At 73.4% G+C, this 16637-nt stretch carries 14 protein-coding genes and 1 pseudogene; 5 read left to right on the top strand and 10 right to left on the bottom strand.

Translation table 11 applies throughout. The features are described from left to right. Positions 1-13 precede the first annotated feature (13 nt). Positions 14-1753 (bottom strand): FAD-dependent monooxygenase, encoded by a 1740-nt coding sequence (locus tag ABZ078_RS29275; protein ID WP_356580113.1) that lies wholly within the window; start codon positions 1751-1753, stop codon positions 14-16. 175 nt (positions 1754-1928) lie between these two features. Here ABZ078_RS29275 and ABZ078_RS29280 point away from each other — a divergent pair, with 175 nt between their 5' ends. Further along, the gene (locus tag ABZ078_RS29280; RefSeq protein ID WP_356580115.1) at positions 1929-3650 is read left to right on the top strand and encodes a helix-turn-helix domain-containing protein; all 1722 of its coding nucleotides are present in this window, start codon (positions 1929-1931) and stop codon (positions 3648-3650) included. A 48-nt stretch (positions 3651-3698) separates the two neighbouring features. Here ABZ078_RS29280 and ABZ078_RS29285 read toward each other — a convergent pair whose 3' ends face one another. Beyond that, complete coding sequence (locus ABZ078_RS29285) at positions 3699-4241, bottom strand: hypothetical protein (RefSeq protein WP_356580117.1); 543 nt, start codon at positions 4239-4241, stop codon at positions 3699-3701. A gap of 239 nt (positions 4242-4480) precedes the next feature. On the opposite strand from ABZ078_RS29285, the gene ABZ078_RS29290 reads away from it, so the two are divergent. The 4 genes from ABZ078_RS29290 (at position 4481) to ABZ078_RS29305 (ending at position 9250) form a co-directional block, all read left to right on the top strand. Then, entirely contained in the window at positions 4481-5644 is a 1164-nt protein-coding gene (locus ABZ078_RS29290; RefSeq protein WP_356580119.1) for an NAD(P)/FAD-dependent oxidoreductase, read from the top strand. Between the two features lie 120 nt (positions 5645-5764). Then, entirely contained in the window at positions 5765-7864 is a 2100-nt protein-coding gene (locus ABZ078_RS29295; RefSeq protein WP_356580142.1) for a molybdopterin cofactor-binding domain-containing protein, read from the top strand. Between the two features lie 21 nt (positions 7865-7885). Beyond that, complete coding sequence (locus ABZ078_RS29300; protein ID WP_356580121.1) at positions 7886-8341, top strand: (2Fe-2S)-binding protein; 456 nt, start codon at positions 7886-7888, stop codon at positions 8339-8341. Between the two features lie 45 nt (positions 8342-8386). Next, positions 8387-9250, top strand: coding sequence for a fructosamine kinase family protein (locus ABZ078_RS29305; protein ID WP_356580122.1), 864 nt, complete (start codon positions 8387-8389; stop codon positions 9248-9250). Between the two features lie 10 nt (positions 9251-9260). Here ABZ078_RS29305 and ABZ078_RS29310 read toward each other — a convergent pair whose 3' ends face one another. The 8 genes and pseudogenes from ABZ078_RS29310 to ABZ078_RS29345 all read right to left on the bottom strand — a co-directional run. Beyond that, positions 9261-9416 carry a hypothetical protein gene (locus ABZ078_RS29310; RefSeq protein WP_356580124.1) on the bottom strand — a complete coding sequence of 52 codons (156 nt, stop codon included), beginning with the start codon at positions 9414-9416 and terminating at the stop codon, positions 9261-9263. Positions 9417-9687: 271 nt separating this feature from the next. Then, on the bottom strand, positions 9688-10587 hold the full coding sequence (locus ABZ078_RS29315) for a hypothetical protein (protein WP_356580126.1): 900 nt from the start codon (positions 10585-10587) through the stop codon (positions 9688-9690). Positions 10588-10678: 91 nt separating this feature from the next. Beyond that, positions 10679-11188: a hypothetical protein gene (locus tag ABZ078_RS29320; RefSeq protein ID WP_356580127.1), complete on the bottom strand. Its 510-nt coding sequence runs from the start codon at positions 11186-11188 to the stop codon at positions 10679-10681. A gap of 53 nt (positions 11189-11241) precedes the next feature. Next, positions 11242-12435, bottom strand: coding sequence for a CaiB/BaiF CoA-transferase family protein (locus tag ABZ078_RS29325; protein ID WP_356580128.1), 1194 nt, complete (start codon positions 12433-12435; stop codon positions 11242-11244). A gap of 33 nt (positions 12436-12468) precedes the next feature. Beyond that, on the bottom strand, positions 12469-13794 hold the full coding sequence (locus ABZ078_RS29330) for an MFS transporter (RefSeq protein ID WP_356580130.1): 1326 nt from the start codon (positions 13792-13794) through the stop codon (positions 12469-12471). 3 nt (positions 13795-13797) lie between these two features. Beyond that, positions 13798-14343 carry a DUF5825 family protein gene (locus ABZ078_RS29335; protein WP_356580132.1) on the bottom strand — a complete coding sequence of 182 codons (546 nt, stop codon included), beginning with the start codon at positions 14341-14343 and terminating at the stop codon, positions 13798-13800. After that, positions 14340-16238, bottom strand: coding sequence for a RiPP maturation radical SAM C-methyltransferase (locus ABZ078_RS29340; RefSeq protein WP_356580134.1), 1899 nt, complete (start codon positions 16236-16238; stop codon positions 14340-14342). Before ABZ078_RS29340 ends, ABZ078_RS29335 begins: the two co-directional genes overlap by 4 nt. Positions 16239-16433: 195 nt before the next feature. Next, a pseudogene (locus ABZ078_RS29345) lies at positions 16434-16637 on the bottom strand (MarR family transcriptional regulator); the annotation flags it as partial.

Below are 16637 nucleotides of genomic sequence, written 5' to 3' on the forward strand. Positions count from 1 at the left end.
CTGCGCCCTCATCTCAACCGTGCCCGAGAATCCGCCGCAGCGCGTCCGCGAGCATCCCCGCGGCGTCCTCGGCCGCGTCGGCGTGCCGGAAGGCGACATACCCGTCGGGGCGGACGAGGAGGGCGCCGGCGTCGGAGATCTCGCTCAGGTTCGCCCAGTCGCCGTAGGGGTCCTCGTACTCCTGGCCCGGTCCGACGACGGCCGTGGCGATGTCGAGGGGGTGGTCCTGGGCGGCGCGTACCCATGCCTCGCCGCCGATGCCGGTGAGCAGCGTGAAGCGGCCCTTGCCGACGACGTCCAGGGTGGACAGCGTCCGGGTCCCGGAGGTGAGCCAGGCGTGCGGGAGCTTCGCGCCGGGGCGCGAGGTGGGCTGGTGGTGCAGCTCGGGATCGCGGGCGAAGCCGGGGTCGGGCGTGCCGTCCGGGACGACCGCGTCGGAGGCGTAGCGCTGGTTGAGGTCGACGCCGTGCGCGTTGAACTCGTACACCTTGAAGGCGATCGCCTCGCGCAGCGCGGCCCGCTGCTTCGCGGCGGCCGCGGTGGCGTCCTTGCGGGCGGCGATGTTGGCCCACAGCCGCTCGGGCGTCCGCGGCGACAGCCCGTCGAGCGCCTCGAAGACCGGGGCGGTCTCGGCGATGGACTTGTTGGCGCGGGTCACGACCTGCCTGCCGACCGGCGCGCGCTCCACGGTGTAGGTGTCGAGGAGGCTCGGCGCGGCGACGCCGTCGAGGACGAGCTTCAGCTTCCAGGCCAGGTTGTAGGAGTCCTGGACGGAGGTGTTGGAGCCGAGCCCGTTGGACGGCGGGTGGCGGTGCACGGCATCTCCGGCGCAGAAGACACGGCCGTTCGCATACGTCTCGGCGTACATCTCGTTGACCGTCCACGCCGAGGACGACTTGATGCTCACCGGTATCTCGTCGTCGCCGACCAACCGCCGTACGACGGACAGGGCGTACTCCTCGGTGAGGTCGGGGGCGCCCGCGGTGACGTCGTAGCCCCACACGACCAGCCACTCGTTCCAGGGGCGCACGCAGCGCACCAGGCCCGCGCCGATTCCGCCGACGGTGGCGCCGGGCGCGAGCACCCAGTAGAGGGTGGAGGGGCGGTGCGCGGTGTACTTGCCCAGATCGGCGTCGAAGACGATGTTGACGCTGCCCGCGACGCCCATCCGGCCGCCCATCGGCAGGCCCGCGTCCTCGGCGACCTTCGAGCGGCCGCCGTCGGCGCCGATCAGGTACTGGGCGCGGACGGTGTACTCGTCGCCGCGCAGCCGGTCCTCGACCGTGACCGTGACGCCGTCCGCGTCCTGGACGAAGGACTTGTAGGCCGTGCTGAAGCGGAAGTCGGTGCCCCGGGCGATCGCCGCGTTCACCAGCACCGGCTCCATCAGGTGCTGCGGCATGTCGCACATACGGGTCGGGCTGGCCAGCTCGTGTGCGGCCTGCACGAGCGGATCGTTGCCCCAGGACCGCACCCGGCCCAGCTCCTCGCCGGCCAGGCTGGTGCAGAACGTGGTGTTGCCCATCAGGTGCTGCGGCGTCGCCTTGGCGATGACCTCCCGCTCGACGCCCAGATCGCGCAGCACCTCCATCGTGCGCTGGTTGGTGATGTGCGCGCGGGGCGTGTCGGCGAGACTCGCGTACCGGGTGACGACCATGGTGCGCACGCCGTAGGTGCTCAGCGCGAGCGCGGCCGAGGCGCCCGCCGGGCCGCTGCCCACGATCAGTACGTCGGTCTCGACAACGGTGTGCACGACAGGACGCTCCAGAAGATGAGACAGGAGATGCGGACCGACTCCGCCCTTTCCCGAGGACGGACTCCATCCCTCTTTCAAGATCATGGAGGGGTGCGGCCGGTCATGGGTGTCTCATTACGAGACAGCCCGCCGTCGCCGCGCGGACGGCGCCCCGGATACGGTGAGACACGCCATGACCACCGCGGAACACCCCCCTGCCCTCGCCCCGCTCCGCCAGGCCCGCCAGCGGTTCCTGGCCGGGCGTCCGCTCCCGGACGGCGTGCCGGACGACGTCGTCGCCGCCTGGCGGCGCGCCCGCTTCTTCGGCGTACGGCCCGACCTCGACAGCCCGGCACGGGAGCCGGCGGCCGGGCCGGTCGACTCGCCCCTGCTGGAGGCGGCGCGTCCGGTCCTCACCCGCCTCGCCCCGGCCCTCGATGCCGCACGGTCCGCGCTCGTGCTCACCGACGAACGGCTGAGGGTGCTGTGGGCGGCCGGCCGCGCGCCCGGCGATGACACCGGCCGCGACCTGTCCGAGCGGACGGTCGGCCACAACAGCGCCGCGCTCGCCCTGCGCACCCGGCGCCGCGCGGAGGTGCACGGACCCGAGCACTTCCTGGACGTCTGGCAGGACGTCTCCGCGGTCAGCGTCCCGCTGCTCTCCCCCGAGACGGCACAGGCACTGGGCACGGTGACCATCGCCTCCGGCCTGTACGCCGGCTGCCCGCCGCACCCCGGCGCCGCCCTCGCGGAGGCGGCCGCCGCGGCCGTGGAGGCGGAACTGCGGGCACGCGCGCGTACCGCGGAACGGGCGCTGTTCGACGCGTACGAGCGGGCGGCGCGGGGGCACGAGCGGGCCGTCGTCGCGCTGGACGGCCGAAACCGCCTGGTCAGTGAGGCAGCGGCCCGGCTTGCCTCGCCGCAGGTGCTGGAGGCGCTGGAGCGGGGCGCGCGGGCGCGGGGGAGAGGCACCGGGGAGCCGTACGAGATCGCGCTTCCCGAGGACGCCGGGTGCGCCGCCGAGGTCACTCCGGTACGGCACGCAGGGCGCGTCCTCGGCCTGGTCGCCGTGCTCGCACCACGTCCCGTGGAGCCCGTGCGGTCGCCGCCGCGTCCGGTGAGCGCGCTGGTGGGGGGTTCGGTGCCGTGGCGGCACGCGGTCGCGCGGGCGACGGCCCTGGCGGGTACCGCGGGCCCCCTGCTCGTCGTGGGCGAGCGGGGCACCGGCAAGACCACGCTGGCCCTCGAACTCCTCGACGGTACGGACCCGTTGGTCCTGGACGCCGCCGAGTCACCCGAACTCGGGGTCGAGGCGGACGACCGGATCGGCGACGGCCCCGTGCTGCTGCGCCACGCCGAACGGCTGGCCCAGCCGGACGTCGCCGCCCTCAACTCCCTCCTGGACGAGCGCCCGGACGCCCACCTGGTCGCCACCTACACCCCCGGAACCCCGCCGGGTCCCTGCCTCCAGCGCCTCCTCGACGCCCTCGCGGCCCGCTCGGTGACCCTGCCGGCCCTGCGGGAACGCCCCGAGGACATCAAGGAGTTGCTCCCCGCCCTCGCCCCCGAGGCCGCCCCCGGCAGCCCGCCGCTGACCTGGACGCTGGACGCCCTGCGGGCGCTGGAGCGGCACCCCTGGCCCGGAAACGTCACCGAACTCGCCCACCTCGTACGGGCGCTCGCGCGTGGGCGGCGGACCCGCGGACCGGTGCGGCGCGGCGAACTGCCGGACTCCGTCCGGGAGGGGCCCGCCGGGCGCGGCCTCAGCCCGATGGAGCGCGCCGAACGGGCCGCGATCCTGGAGGCGTTGCGCCGCCACGGCGGCAACAAGGCGCGCACCGCGGCGGCGTTGGGGATCGCCCGGGCCACCCTGTACCGGAAGCTGCGGGAGTATCACGCGGCACCGAAGCCCTGATCGGTCCGGAGCCCTGGTCGCCCCTGATCCCGCCGATGCCGTGAAACCTCAGCGTGCCCCCGTCCAGTTGTGCGCGACGTCGATCACGACCCGGTCCGTGGCCACCCACACCCGGAACGGCAGCCGCGCCCGGACGCCGAGCCCGATCTGCGTGTCCCCTTCGAAGCTGCCGGCGAACCGGGCGTCCCTGAAGGTCCGGTACCCCGTGAGGTCCACGCCCGGCAGGCGCTGACCGGCCCGCGCGGGATACGTGGGCTTCCCGGTGTCGGGGTCGTAGGCGGGGGCGGCCACGCGTACTTCGAGGACGGCTCCGCCCGCGACGGGAATGTGGTTGCCCGAACCGTCCTGGTGGAGGCGGCTGACATATCCGACGGAATAGCCGAGGTCGCGGGTGCTCGCGCCGGGGACGTCGACGACCATGCGGTCGAAGCAGGCGTGCCGGCCGGTCCTGATGTTCGTCACCGACTCCGACGTGGCGGCGGAGCGGGCCTTGGCCGTACTGCCCCACCCGGTGGGGCAGGCCGTGGTCTGGGTGGTGGTGGTCGTTACGGCCTCGGCCGGGACCGCCGCCACACCCAAGGTGGCGGCCATGAGCGCGACTGTCGTCGCCCATGCGGTTTTGTTTCGTCCCATTTCATCCCCTGGAAGGGTGGTGTGTCTGATATTAGAGGAGACATTCGACCTGACGGAATGGTTGCACCGTTCCGGAGTTCCCCGATCCGAGCTGTCCAACGACCGGCGGACCGCTCGGGAACCGGCGCGGGACCCGGGACGTTCCTTCGAAGGACGGCTGCCACGCGCGAGGGCCGTACACGGAGCAGGGGGGCGATGTGACGCGGTTGATCGTCGTAGGGGGCGGGATCGCCGGTGCCGGAGCGGCTCTCGCCCTGCACAAGGCCGGATTCGACGTCGTCGTGCACGAGGCGCACCCCGACTCCGCCGAGGACATCGGCGCGTTCCTGACGCTCGCGAGCAACGGCATGCGCGCCCTGGCGCAGCTCGACGCCTCGGCCGCGGTCACCGCGGTCGGTTTCCCGCTGACCTCGATGCGGGTCCTCGACGACACGGGCGCCGAGGTGGCCCACGTGCCGCTCGGCGAGGCGGACACCCCGCGCCTTCGCTACCGGTGCCTGCGGCGCGGCGACCTCAACGCCGCGTTACAGGCCGAAGTCACCCGCCGGGGCATCGACATCCGGCACGGCACGCGCCTCGTCTCGGTCGAGGACGGCCCGGACGCCGTCACCGCCCACTTCGCCGACGGCACCACGGCGACCGGCGACCTGCTCGTCGGCGCCGACGGCCTGAACTCCACCGTCCGCCGGCTCATCGCCCCCGACGCCCGCCCGGTTCACGCCGGCCAGTACGTCTTCTACGGCTACACCGACGCGGCACCCGTGGCCGGGGCGAGCGAGACCATCACCATGGTGCGCGGCAGCGGCGTCGCCTTCGGGTACGCCGTGTCGCCCGACGGGGAGACGTACTGGTTCGCCCGCGTCTGCGACGCGCCCCTGTCCGCCGACGCCCTCGCGGACGGCACGCCCGCCCGATGGCGCGACCTCCTGCTGCCGTTGCTGCGCACGGACGCGACCCCCGCGGCGGACCTCGTCGCGGCCACCGACCGGCTCATGGTCACCAACGCCACCGAACTGCCCACCGGCACACCCTGGTGCTCCGGCCGGTCCCTGGTCATCGGCGACGCGGCCCACGCGGCGTCCCCCGCCACCGGCCAGGGCGCCTCCATGGCACTGGAGGACGCCGTCGTCCTCGCCAAGTCCCTGCGGGACGCACCGGACATCGAAGCCGCGCTCGGCCTCCACGAGAGCCTCCGCCGCCCCCGCGCGGAACGCAACATCACCGTCAGCGGCGCCATCTCCCGCGGCACCCACACCCCGTCGGCTCCCGGGCCCCATGGCGCGAGTGCCGACCGGGCGGGCGACGACGAGCTCATACGGCAGCTGGAGTGGAGCACCGACCTCTGGCGGCCCGGCACGTAGATCGACGGCGCGGACGACGGGCGCAACCCCGCCGTGCGTCGGCCCCTCATACAGGTCGAACCATCCCGGGTTCTCGGAGAGGAGCCCCTGTTGGCCCGTCAGTTGTCCCGTCGACAGTTCGTGGTCCACTCGCTCGCGGCGACCACTCTGACCGTCGCGGCACCGCTCGGCTGCGACAGCTCGACCGCCGCAGGCGCCGAGGACGCCGCGGACGGTGACCGCCGCGCATCCGACGCCGTCGTCACCGGCACCGACGAGGAGATGCTGGTCCTCGAAATCACCCCGGCGAACAGGGTCGTCGTCCGGCTGCCACGCGTCGAGGTCGGCCAGGGTGTCACCACGGCCGTCGCCATGATGATCGCCGAGGAGCTGGACGCCCGGCTCGCCGACGTCGACATCCCGCTCGCGGACGCCCGCGACAAGGGAAACCAGTTCACCGGCGGCTCCAGTTCGGTCAGTTCGCTGTACGGACCGGCCCGGCACCTGGCCGCCACCGCCCGCGCCAAGCTGGTCACCGCGGCCGCCCGGCGCTGGCACGTCCCCGCGCGGACCCTGCGCACCCGGGGCACGAGGGTCTTCGCACCGGACGGGCGCACGGCCACCTTCGGATCGCTGAGCAGAAGCGCCGCGCGGATCACACGGCCGGCCGTGCCCACCGCACCCAAGCCGGCGTCCCAGCACCGGCTGATCGGACGGCCGACGAACCGCGTCGACGCCCGCGACATCATCACCGGCAAGGCGACGTACACCGGAGACCTCACGGTGGCCGGAGCGAAGCCGACCGTGGTGGCCCGGCCGCCGACGCTCGGCGGGAAGGTCCTCTCGGTCGACTCCCGGGCCGCCCGCGCCATGCCCGGCGTCCACGCGGTCGTACAGATCGACGGCGGCGTCGCCGTGGTCGCCGAGACCTTCCACCACGCCTTCCAGGCCCGCGACGCCCTGCGGATCACGTGGGCGCCGGGTCCCCTGGCGAACCTCTCCGACCGGGAGATCCGCTCGCGACTGCGCGCCGCGGTCCCGAAGCTGGGGGACCCGCCGCGCGGATCGGCGCAGACCGAGGCGGAGTTCGAGTTCGCCTTCGTCAGCCACGCGCCGATGGAAGTGCTCACGGCGGTGGCGGACGTACGCGCACAGCGGGCCGAGATCTGGTTCTCCGCGCAGACGCCGCAGTCGGCGCGCGAGGACATCGCCTCGAAGGTCGGCCTGCCGGTGTCGAAGGTCCGGGTCCATGTCGTGCGCGGCGGCGGCTCGTTCGGGCGCCGCCTGTACCACGACGCCGCGATCGAGGCGGCCCAGATCTCCAAGAAGGCACGCCGGCCGGTGAAGCTGATGTGGAGCAGAGCCGACGACATCCGGCACGGCAGAATGCGCCCGGCCTCCCACCACCGGATCCGCGCCAGCCACGACCGGGGCCGCGTGGTGGCCTTCGCCCACGCGACCGCCTCGGTCAGCCAGTCCCACGAGAAGACGGGCCTGTCCACGCAGGGCGCCGTGCGCTCCGCCGTGCGCGCCCCCGCGGCGGCACCGCTCCCCAGCGACAGCGGCCTCTACGACTTCGGCCCCCTCTCCGGGGACTCGGGCTCGATCGAACTGGCGATCCCCCTCGGCGCCTGGCGCTCGGTGGACTCCGGCACGGTGCGCACCGCCGAGGAGATCATGGTCGACGAGATCGCCCGCAGCCTCGGCAAGGACCCCGTCGCCTTCCGCCGTACGACACTGCGGAGCAAGACCGTCAAGGCCGTACTGGACAAGGTCGCGACCGCGGGGGAGTGGGGCCGCACCCTGCCGCGGGGCCACGCCCAGGGTGTCGCCGTCCACGAGGAGTACGGCTCCTGTGCGGCCTGCCTCGTCGAGATCGACGCCGTCGATCCGAAGAACCCGCGGGTGACCAAGGTGGTGATGGCGGCGGACGTCGGAACGGCCGTCAACCCGCGCGGCCTTGAGGCCCAGCTCATGGGAACCGCCGTCGACGGGATCTCCACCGTGCTCAGCGCCGGCCTGCACATCGACCGGGGCGCCGTCCGCGAGAGCAGCTTCACCGACTTCCACTACGCCCGCCAGCGGCACGCCCCGCGGCACTTCGAGGCGCACATCATGCCCTCCCGGCGGGAGCCCGGCGGAGCCGGTGAACTCGGCGTCCCGGCCGCGGCCGGCGCCGTCGCCAACGCCTACGCCCGGGCCACCGGCACCAAGCCGCGCCGCTTCCCCCTGAACTTCTGAGCCCCCTTCGAGAAGGTACCGATGCCGTCCTACTCCTTCACCCTCAACGGCGAGCGGGTCACCGTCGAGGCCCCCGCCGACATGCCCCTGCTGTGGGTGCTGCGCGACCTGCTGGACATCACCGGCCCCAAGTACGGCTGTGGCGTCGGCGCCTGCCGCGCCTGCACCAGCCATCTCGACGGCGTCGAGATCCAGCCGTGCGTCGTCCCCGTCGCCGACTGCGCCGGCCGCGACGTCACCACCATCGAGGGCCTGGCCGGCGACGACCGGCTCCACCCGGTGCAACAGGCCTGGCTGGACTGCGACGTAGCCCAGTGCGGCTTCTGCCAGCCGGGCCAGATCATGGCCGCGGCCGCCCTCCTGAAGAAGACGTCCAGCCCGACGGACGCCGACATCGACCGGATCGAGAACGTCTGCCGCTGCGGCACCTACTCACGGATCCGCGAGGCGATCAAGAAGGCGGCGGCCGGGAGTTGATCAGGTGACTTCAGTACGGCCGGCAGGCGCCGTACGCTGAGGGCCGTGCGCAACTCCTTCGAGGGCCCGGGTGCCACGGCGGCGCGGTTCACCGGGCTCGCGGTCACCAGTGAACGCCGGCTCTCCGCGGCTCTCGCCGAAGTCACCCTGGACGGCGGCCGGGTGGTGATGGTCAAGCGCGGCGACGGCGACCGCGCCGCCCGGGCCGAGGCGGCGGGTCTGCGCTGGCTGGCCGACACCGGCACGGTCCGCGTCCCCGCCCTGCACGGCCACGACGAGCAGTGGCTGGTCACCGACCGTGTGACGACCGGCCGACCCGGTCCCGAGGCGGCGGAGCGGTTCGGCCGCGACCTGGCCGCCCTGCACGCCGCCGGCGCACCCGCGTTCGGCGCCCCACCGCCCGACGGCCCCGAGGACGCCTACATCGGGCTCGCCCCGATGCGCAATGTCACCGGCCCCGACTGGCCCGGCTGGTACGCCGAGCACCGGGTGCTGCCGTATCTGCGGCGCGCGGTCGACGACGGCACGGTCCGCAGCGCGGAGGCACCCGTGATCGAGCAGGTCTGCGAGCGGCTCCCGGAACTGGCGGGCCCCGCGGAGCCGCCCGCCCGGCTGCACGGCGACCTGTGGAACGGCAACGTCCTGTGGGGCGCCGACGGGCACGCCTGGCTGATCGACCCGGCCGCGCACGGCGGCCACCGCGAGACCGACCTGGCGATGCTCCATCTCTTCGGCTGCCCCCACCTGGACCGCATCCTGGACGGCTACCGGCAGACGTCCCCGCTGGCCGACGGCTGGGCCGACCGCATCGCCCTGCACCAGATCTTCCCCCTCCTGGTGCACGCCGTCCTCTTCGGCCGCGGCTATGCGGAACAGGCCCTCACGGCGGCCAGGACGGCCCTGGCGTGAAAGCGGTGACTCAGTCGGCCAGCGCCCTCAGCACCCGCTCGGCGGTGTCCTTGCCGGGCTGCGGGTCCTGGCCGGTGATCAGAGTGCCGTCCTGGTAGCCCCTCTTCGTCCGCTCGCGCAAGGGCGTCACGCCCACGCTCCGGATCGGCGGCGCGGCCGAAGTCATGACCCCGCGGGTGCTGCCAGCCCTGGCACCGCTCACCGGCCGGGGACTGTACGGAGGAGCTGCCGATCCAACGCCGCTACTGGCGCGGCGAGTTCGGGCGCCGGCCGCCCAACCCGGTCGCGCTCGTCGTGCCCGACCTGCGCGGGCCCTGGCCGCGGTCGAGGCAGGGGTCGGAATCCCGGTCCTGCCCCGCTACCTCGTCGGCCCCGCCCTCGCCGCCGGAACGGTGGCGCGACTCCACGAGCCCGGGTTCCCGCCCCTCCACGCCCGATCAGCGCCAGCTGGGGGAAGGCCCGTTGAGATTCCCGTGCGGCACCGGACGGCCCGTGAACGCGTCCAGCAGAATCCGGTCGCCGAGCGGGCGGTCCAGTTCGACCGTCACTTCTTCGGCGCGCAGGTCGGACGTGCACGGACCGTCCTTCGAGCCGACGATGTGGCCGGACAGGACCACGCTGCCATCCGTCTCCAGCACGTCCACGGCGGGCCCGTCGTCGCAGGACCCGTGATGGGCCAGCACGGTGACGGACCGGCCGTCCGTGGCCACCCCGACCAGCTGGCCGAGATCCCACAGATCGTCGCTCGGGGTGTCCCTGGCCGGCCCGATGGGCGGCTCGGGGAGCTTCGAGGGGTCGAGGGCGACCCGCTTGAGCGGAGTGTCGTAGCCCTCCAGGGTGAACAGCCAGGCCGGGACGGTGGCCGGGCCACGACTGGTGGCCAGCGTCGTCTCGCCCAGCTTCGCCCCCGTCACGGTCAGGCGCGGGGAGGGGGCGCTGTTGCGGTCCAGCCTCTCGTACGCCTCCCGCGCCCCCATGAGCGGCAGCGTGAGCGAGCCGCCGCCCTCCCACGTCACCTTCCCTTCCTTGCGCGGAGGGTCGGGGAGGCCGCCGCGCAGCACGAAGTTCTGGCTGAGGTACGCCTCTTTGTCGGCGTCGTTGTGGAAGGCGTCCTCCGGCAGCTGGACCGCGTCCGCCATCGGGTAGTAGCCCCTGCGCCAGGTCTCGGCGGCCGGTGAACCGTCCCAGGCCTCAGCGACCTGCCGGGCCCGGGGCCTGGTCTCCGGTGCCGGTGCGGGTTCCGAGCCGCCGACGCTTTCGGTGACGGTGCCGCATCCGGCGGCGAGCAGGCCGAGCGCGGTGAGCAGTCGGACGGTGCGCGAGGTGGTCGTACCCATGGGTCCCCCTACGGCGACGGGCGAGGGAGGGCCTTGCCGGGCCGCTCCGACACTGTGACGCGCGAAGGGGACAGGGCGTTCGGTCGCCGTGTCAGCCGGCCCCGTGCCGCCGGGCGGTGCGGCAGATCTCCCGCACCGCGCCGTGCTGCTCGAACAGCATGGTCCCGGCCTCCTGCCCCTGGCGGTGGATGCGCAACCGCGGCCCGTCGGCCAGCACCCGCAGTTCCGGCCACGGGTGCCGCCACAGCAGGACGGCGCGTTCCCACATCTGCACCCCGTGGGTGGTCACCCGTAGCTGGTACTGCGGCCCCTCGGAGGGAGCGGACGGGACGTGCTCCGTGTACGGCGGCCGGACCGTGTACGTGGCGAGCACCTCCTCCCCGGGAGCCAAGAACTCGTCGCGGATGCCGTTCCGGCGGCCGATCCGCGACCCCGCCCAGCCCGCGAGCCCTGCCATCACCACGGCCGAGGCGGCCACCGCCCACCACGGCAGTCCGCCCTGGATCCCGTATCCGACGACGCCGGCCACCGCGAGCAGAGCCGTCATGGCACCGGCGGACAACTGGGCACGCCGGATGCGTCGGCCCCTGCCTTCGTCCATGTCCGTGTTTCTTCGCTTCCCTTGACTCACGGCTCCCCAGAAGCCGCCATGCCTCAGATGACGGAGTCGTCCCGCAACGCCTCGATCTCGGCCCCGGTACGGCCGAGTTCGGTGAGGATCGCCTCGGTGTGCTCGCCCGCCGCCGGTACCGGGTCCATGCGCGCGGTGAGCCCGCCGAGGTCGGCCGGCGGAAGCAGGGCCTCCACCGTCGCCCCGCCGGGGACGGCGACGTCCGTCCAGCGGCCGCGCGCGGCCAGGACCGGGTGGTCCAGGAACGCGGCTACGTCGTTGACCCCGGCACAGGCGATGCCGATGGACTCCAGCTCCTCCAAAAGCTCCTCGGCGTCGGAGCGGGCGCACCGCTCGGCGACGACGGCGTTCAGCGCGTCGCGGTGGGCCACGCGGGCGGAACCCGTGGCGAAACGCGGGTCGTCGGTCAGGTCGGGCCGGCCCAGGAACCGGGCGCACAGGGCGGCCCATTCGCGCTCGTTCTGGATGGAGAACAGCACCTCCTTGCCGTCGGCGGCCGGGAAGGCGCCGTACGGCGCGATGGTGGCGTGCTGGGTGCCCAGACGCGGGGGCTGGCCACCGCCGTACCGGGTGTAGTAGGCGGGCTGGCCCATCCACTCCGCCAGCGCCTCGAACAGGGACACCTCCACGGGGTGGGTCCTGCCGGTGGCGGCGCGGGTGTACAGGGCGGTGAGGATGCCGCTGTACGCGTACATCCCGGCGGCGATGTCGGCGACGGAGATGCCCACCCGGGCGGTCTCCTCGGGGGTGCCGTTCAGCGACACCAGGCCGGTCTGGCACTGCACGAGCAGGTCGTACGCCTTGCGGTCGGCCCACGGCCCGGACGTGCCGTACCCGGAGATCGTGCACGGGATCAGCCGCGGCCACCGCTCGGCGAGCCGCTCGGCACCGAGTCCGAGGCGGTCGGCCGCGCCGGGCGCCAGATTCTGCACGAACACGTCGGCGCCGTCGAGGAGTCGGTCGAGGATCTCCCGGCCGCGGGGGTCCTTGAAGTCCAGCGTGAGGGATTCCTTGGAACGGTTGAGCCACACGAAATAGCTGGAGGTGCCGTGCACCGTCGTGTCGTACCGGCGGGCGAAGTCACCGCCCCCGGGCCGCTCCACCTTGATCACGCGCGCGCCCAGATCGGCGAGTTGCCGGGTGGCGTAGGGGGCGGCCACAGCCTGTTCGAGGCTGACCACCGTGATGCCGGACAGGGGGAGCTGCGACGCGATCATACGGCCCAGTTGTACGGCCCCGCCCGACCGCTGTCAATGGCGCTCCCGTCCCTCTTGACCTGCGCCTTTGGCTGATCCACGGGGGCTCGTCGGCGAGATTTCCAGGCCGTCTTCGACGTTCCCCGCGGCCCTCTCCGCCCGTCCTGGCAGCCACAGCGTCGCCGCCGACAGCAGCGCCAGGCCCGCCGACGCCACCAGCACCGGCACATTGCCCAGCCACGCGGCCAGCGCCCCGCCGCCCAGCGCCCCCACCGGCACCGTCACCAGCAGCGCGGCCTGCACGAAACCGGCGACGCGGCCCTGGAGCTCCTGCGGTGTCACCAACTGCTGCGTGGTGGTCATGGAGATCGCCCACACGGTGGCGGCGATGCCGTAGCACACCTGATACGCGAGCAGCAGCGCGAAGGCCCACCCCAGGGACGCGGCCGGGATCAGGAACAGCGCCACGCCCGCCGCGGGGGCGCACAGCCGCGTGGCCGCCCACAGCCCCGTCGACCTGGCGAACCGGCCCGCCACGAGCACACCGGCCATCGTGGCCGCGCTGTAGACGGCGTACAGCGTGCCCAGCTGCCAGGCGGGCAGCGACAGGTCGTCGGTCGCGTAGAGCACGAAGATCGCGGCGGCCGGGCCGCTGCCGAGGTTGAGCCCGGAGGCCGACAGGACCATCCGCCGCAGCTGCCACTCGGCCCGGACGACGGCGAAGCCCGCCCGCAGCGCGGCGAGCGGCGACTCCCGGCCCGAACCCTTCGCCCCGACAGCAGAGTTGAGGGACGCGGGAAGGGCGAGCACCAGCAGCGCCTCGACGGCGTAGGCCGCGCTGCCCGCCAGTAGCGCGGGACCCGGCCCGAGCAGCCCGACGAGGACGCCGCCTAGGGCCGGGCCGCCGACCTGGCCGGTGGTGCGGGCCGCCGTCAGCGCGGAGTTGGCGCTGAGCAGATGCTCCGACGCGACGACTCGGGGCAGCGCCGCCTGGAGGGCGACCGAGAGAGTGAAGGTGAGGGTGCCCGACAGGACGGCGACCGCGTAGAGGTGGACCCAGCCGACGTGCCCGACGGCGTCCGCCGCCGGGACCGAGCCGACGACGAGCGCCTGGAGCCCGGTGGCCACGAACAGCAGCCGGCGCAACGGCATCCGGTCCACGAGCAACCCGGCCAGGGGGCTCAGCAGGGCGCCGGGCAGATAGGTCAGGGCGAGCAGCGCGGCCGCCTCGAGCGGCCCGGCGTCCAGCCCGGTCACCGCCAGCAGGGCGAGCGCCAGGGTGGTCATCTGACGTCCGACCGAGCCTGCGATCTGCTCGCCGCACAGCAGCAGGAAGGGCCGGTGCCGGCGCAGCGGCCGGTCGACGGGCGCCGTGCCCATCGCTCAGATCCCCGTGGCGGGGACGGGCCAGCGCCGGATGCGGGGCGGCAATGCCACCACCCACCCGTCGGTGACCAGGGCGAGCCGTTCCGCGGCCAGCAGTCCGACGGCCTCGCGGTGCACCGGGCTCAGCTCACTGAGGGCAGTGGCCTCCAGCACCGTGTCGAACGCGGAGAGCAGATCGGCGTGATCGAGGGTGTAACGCGCCGAGGAGGCACGGTCCCTGCGGTCCATGACGGTGACGAAGCCCGGCCCACGCCGGTAATAGAGCATTCCGTAGGCATGCCCGGCCCGCCAGCTCCTCAACTCCTGTGATTCGCCGGGACTTTCGACCGGCGGCGGCAGATGGCGCAGCAGGGAGATGTCGCACGCCGGTTCCTCGTACGCCGGCTCCCAGCGCGCCCGCAGCCCCAGACTCTGGCACTCCCGCAGGAACCGCACCGCCACCGCGGTCTCGCGCCCTCCCGCCCCGAGCCGCAGCGGCTCGGTCACGTCGACCCGTCGACCGGAGAGGCGATGGGCGACGTCGAGCGGCGGTCCGGTCGTCATCCGGCCACCGCGGGGGCGGGCGGGGCAGGGTCCGGGAGGCGCTCGTGCTTGCCCGCCGGGAGGTCCCGGGTGGGCAGGGCGACGTAGGTCCGGCCGTCCTGGAACAGCAACCCCACGGACAGGGCGTGCGCGAGCCACTCGCTCAGCGCCCGCGCCGGGACGGTGTGTCCGTCGTCGGCCAGCAGCCGGTGGAGGGCCGGCTCGGTCCGTCCGTCCTCCAGCCGCCGCAGCGCGGCCGCCTGCCAGCCGGCGAAACGGTGGGTGCGCTGCGGCAGGCCGTACCGCCGATCGCGTATCACGACACCGTCCGTGTCCTCCTCGTCCCCCTCGTCCTCCTCCATCACCAGCGACGACTGCGGATACCCGGCGATCCACTCCTCGACGGCCTTTCGCAGCGCTTCCTCGACCTCGCCGCCGATGCCCGCGTCCGGGGTGTCGAAGAGATAGACCAGATCGGCGAGTTCACGCTCGGGCAGGTCGTACACGTGCCGGTACATCTCGGCGGGCCGGCGCTCGCGGAAGCCGAGGCCGGGGTCGGTGAAGTGCGGGCTGAAGCGTTCGAGCTGGATGCGGTGGGCGCCGCTGGGCGGCTGGAGGTGGACCAGCGCGGGGAGCTGGGCGAGGACCGGCGCGTAGTCGTCGGCGGTCTCGCCCGGGAAGCCGTACAGCAGGTTCCAGGAGCAGGTCAGCGAGTGGTTCTCGCACTCGCGGAGCGTACGGATGTTGCGGGCGCCGGTGACCCCCTTGGCCATGAGGTCGAGGACCCGGCTGCCCAGGCTCTCGACGCCGGGCTGGATGTGGACCGCGCCGGCCCTGCCCAGGAGCCGGAGCTGGGCGGGGGTGAGGTTGGACTTGACCTCGTAGTGCAGGCGCAGGTCCCAGCCGCTGTCGGCGGCGCGCGGGAGGAAGTCCCGGAAGTACGCCATGTCGATGATGTTGTCGACCGTGACGACGTCCAGGATGCGATGCCGCCGTACCAGGCGCTCCACCTCGCTCCACAGCACCGGTCCCGGCTTGGCGCGGAACGCCATGGACGAGCCGTTGAGCCCGCAGAACGTGCAGTGGTGCTTCTCGCCCCACCAGCAGCCCCGCGCGCCCTCGACGACCAGCTTCGGATGCACGTACTCGGCCACCGGGGACGCGTCCAGCGCGGCCTGCCACTGGTCGTAGTCGGGGGAGGGGATGTCGGCCGGCGCCACGGTCCGCCGCGTCTCGGGGTTGGCCCGGGACACCTCGCCGTCCCACCAGCACAGCCCGGGGACGTCCACGGGCGGCGTGCCCTCGTCGAGGTGGCGCAGGAGGGCGGGGAAGGCGTACTCGCCCTCGCCGCGTACGACGTGGTCGACGAAGCGGTGGTTGCGGTGCAGGGCGTGGCCCATGGGGCCGTCGCAGTTGCTGCCGCCGAAGACGACGGTCAACCGCGGGCTGCGGCGCTTGAGTTCCCGGGCGAGGGCGAGCGAGGGCACGTTCTGCATGAACGTGGTGGTGAACCCGACGACGTCCGGTTCGCGGGCCAGCACCTGTGTCGCGCACTCGGCGACGAACTCTGCCGCGTGCGCCCGCATCGCGGTCGCCGTGTCGACGTGGATCCCGTGCCGGTGCGCGTAGTCACGCAGTCGGGTCACGCCCCAGTCGGGGTCGTCGTAGAGCACGCCCGAGAAGACCCAGTCACCGAGGCCGTGGAAGATCGAGTCGCTGCCGACCGTCACACAGTGGCCGGGGCGCAGCGCGCCACCGGACCGCTCCAGCAGGAACTCCGCCCAGCGCAACGAGCCGTGCAGCTCGTGCACCTCGTCGTCCGGGCGGACCTGCCGCACCAGCCGGTGCAACAAGCCCACCTGGAGCGAGGGGAGATCGATCGGATGCCAGGGCATGGTCACCAGTTGGATGCGCATGCCGGGCCGGCCCGTCAACGCGTGGGCCGCTTCTCCACCACTCGTGGCAGCCGGTGGGTGCTCTCCTCCTCGCGGACCACGACTTTCTTGATCTGCATACCGTGCCCCCTGCGTGTCAACTCGCCTGTCGCACAAGGTCGTTCACGATACGAAGCGATCCGTACGGGACACAAGAAGCGTTTGAGACAGGGCGCCTCAGACCGGTACGCGGAGCGTCTCCACCGCCCGGACCAGGGGGGCGAGTTCGGGGTTCTTCGCGGCTTCGTCGAGGGCCTGGCGCAGGGCGGTGTCGTTGGTGGGCCGTGCCTCTTCGAGGAGCTTGAGTCCTTTGTCGGTGACGTCGGTGTAGATGCCGCGGCGGTCGGTGGGGCAGAGGTAGCGGGAGAGCAGGCCGCGGTC

Origin of the sequence: Streptomyces sp. NPDC006385 (assembly GCF_040612485.1) — a bacterium.
In the GTDB taxonomy this organism is placed as follows: domain Bacteria; phylum Actinomycetota; class Actinomycetes; order Streptomycetales; family Streptomycetaceae; genus Streptomyces.

Excerpts from the sequence above, each read along its gene's own strand:
- ABZ078_RS29315 (WP_356580126.1), bottom strand. The coding sequence starts at position 10,587 with ATGGGTACGACCACCTCGCGCACCGTCCGACTGCTCACCGCGCTCGGC.
- ABZ078_RS29320 (WP_356580127.1), bottom strand. The coding sequence starts at position 11,188 with ATGGACGAAGGCAGGGGCCGACGCATCCGGCGTGCCCAGTTGTCCGCC.
- ABZ078_RS29340 (WP_356580134.1), bottom strand. The coding sequence starts at position 16,238 with ATGCGCATCCAACTGGTGACCATGCCCTGGCATCCGATCGATCTCCCC.
- ABZ078_RS29285 (WP_356580117.1), bottom strand. The coding sequence starts at position 4,241 with ATGGCCGCCACCTTGGGTGTGGCGGCGGTCCCGGCCGAGGCCGTAACG.
- ABZ078_RS29280 (WP_356580115.1), top strand. The coding sequence starts at position 1,929 with ATGACCACCGCGGAACACCCCCCTGCCCTCGCCCCGCTCCGCCAGGCC.
- ABZ078_RS29330 (WP_356580130.1), bottom strand. The coding sequence starts at position 13,794 with ATGGGCACGGCGCCCGTCGACCGGCCGCTGCGCCGGCACCGGCCCTTC.
- ABZ078_RS29335 (WP_356580132.1), bottom strand. The coding sequence starts at position 14,343 with ATGACGACCGGACCGCCGCTCGACGTCGCCCATCGCCTCTCCGGTCGA.
- ABZ078_RS29325 (WP_356580128.1), bottom strand. The coding sequence starts at position 12,435 with ATGATCGCGTCGCAGCTCCCCCTGTCCGGCATCACGGTGGTCAGCCTC.
- ABZ078_RS29310 (WP_356580124.1), bottom strand. The coding sequence starts at position 9,416 with ATGACTTCGGCCGCGCCGCCGATCCGGAGCGTGGGCGTGACGCCCTTG.
- ABZ078_RS29300 (WP_356580121.1), top strand. The coding sequence starts at position 7,886 with ATGCCGTCCTACTCCTTCACCCTCAACGGCGAGCGGGTCACCGTCGAG.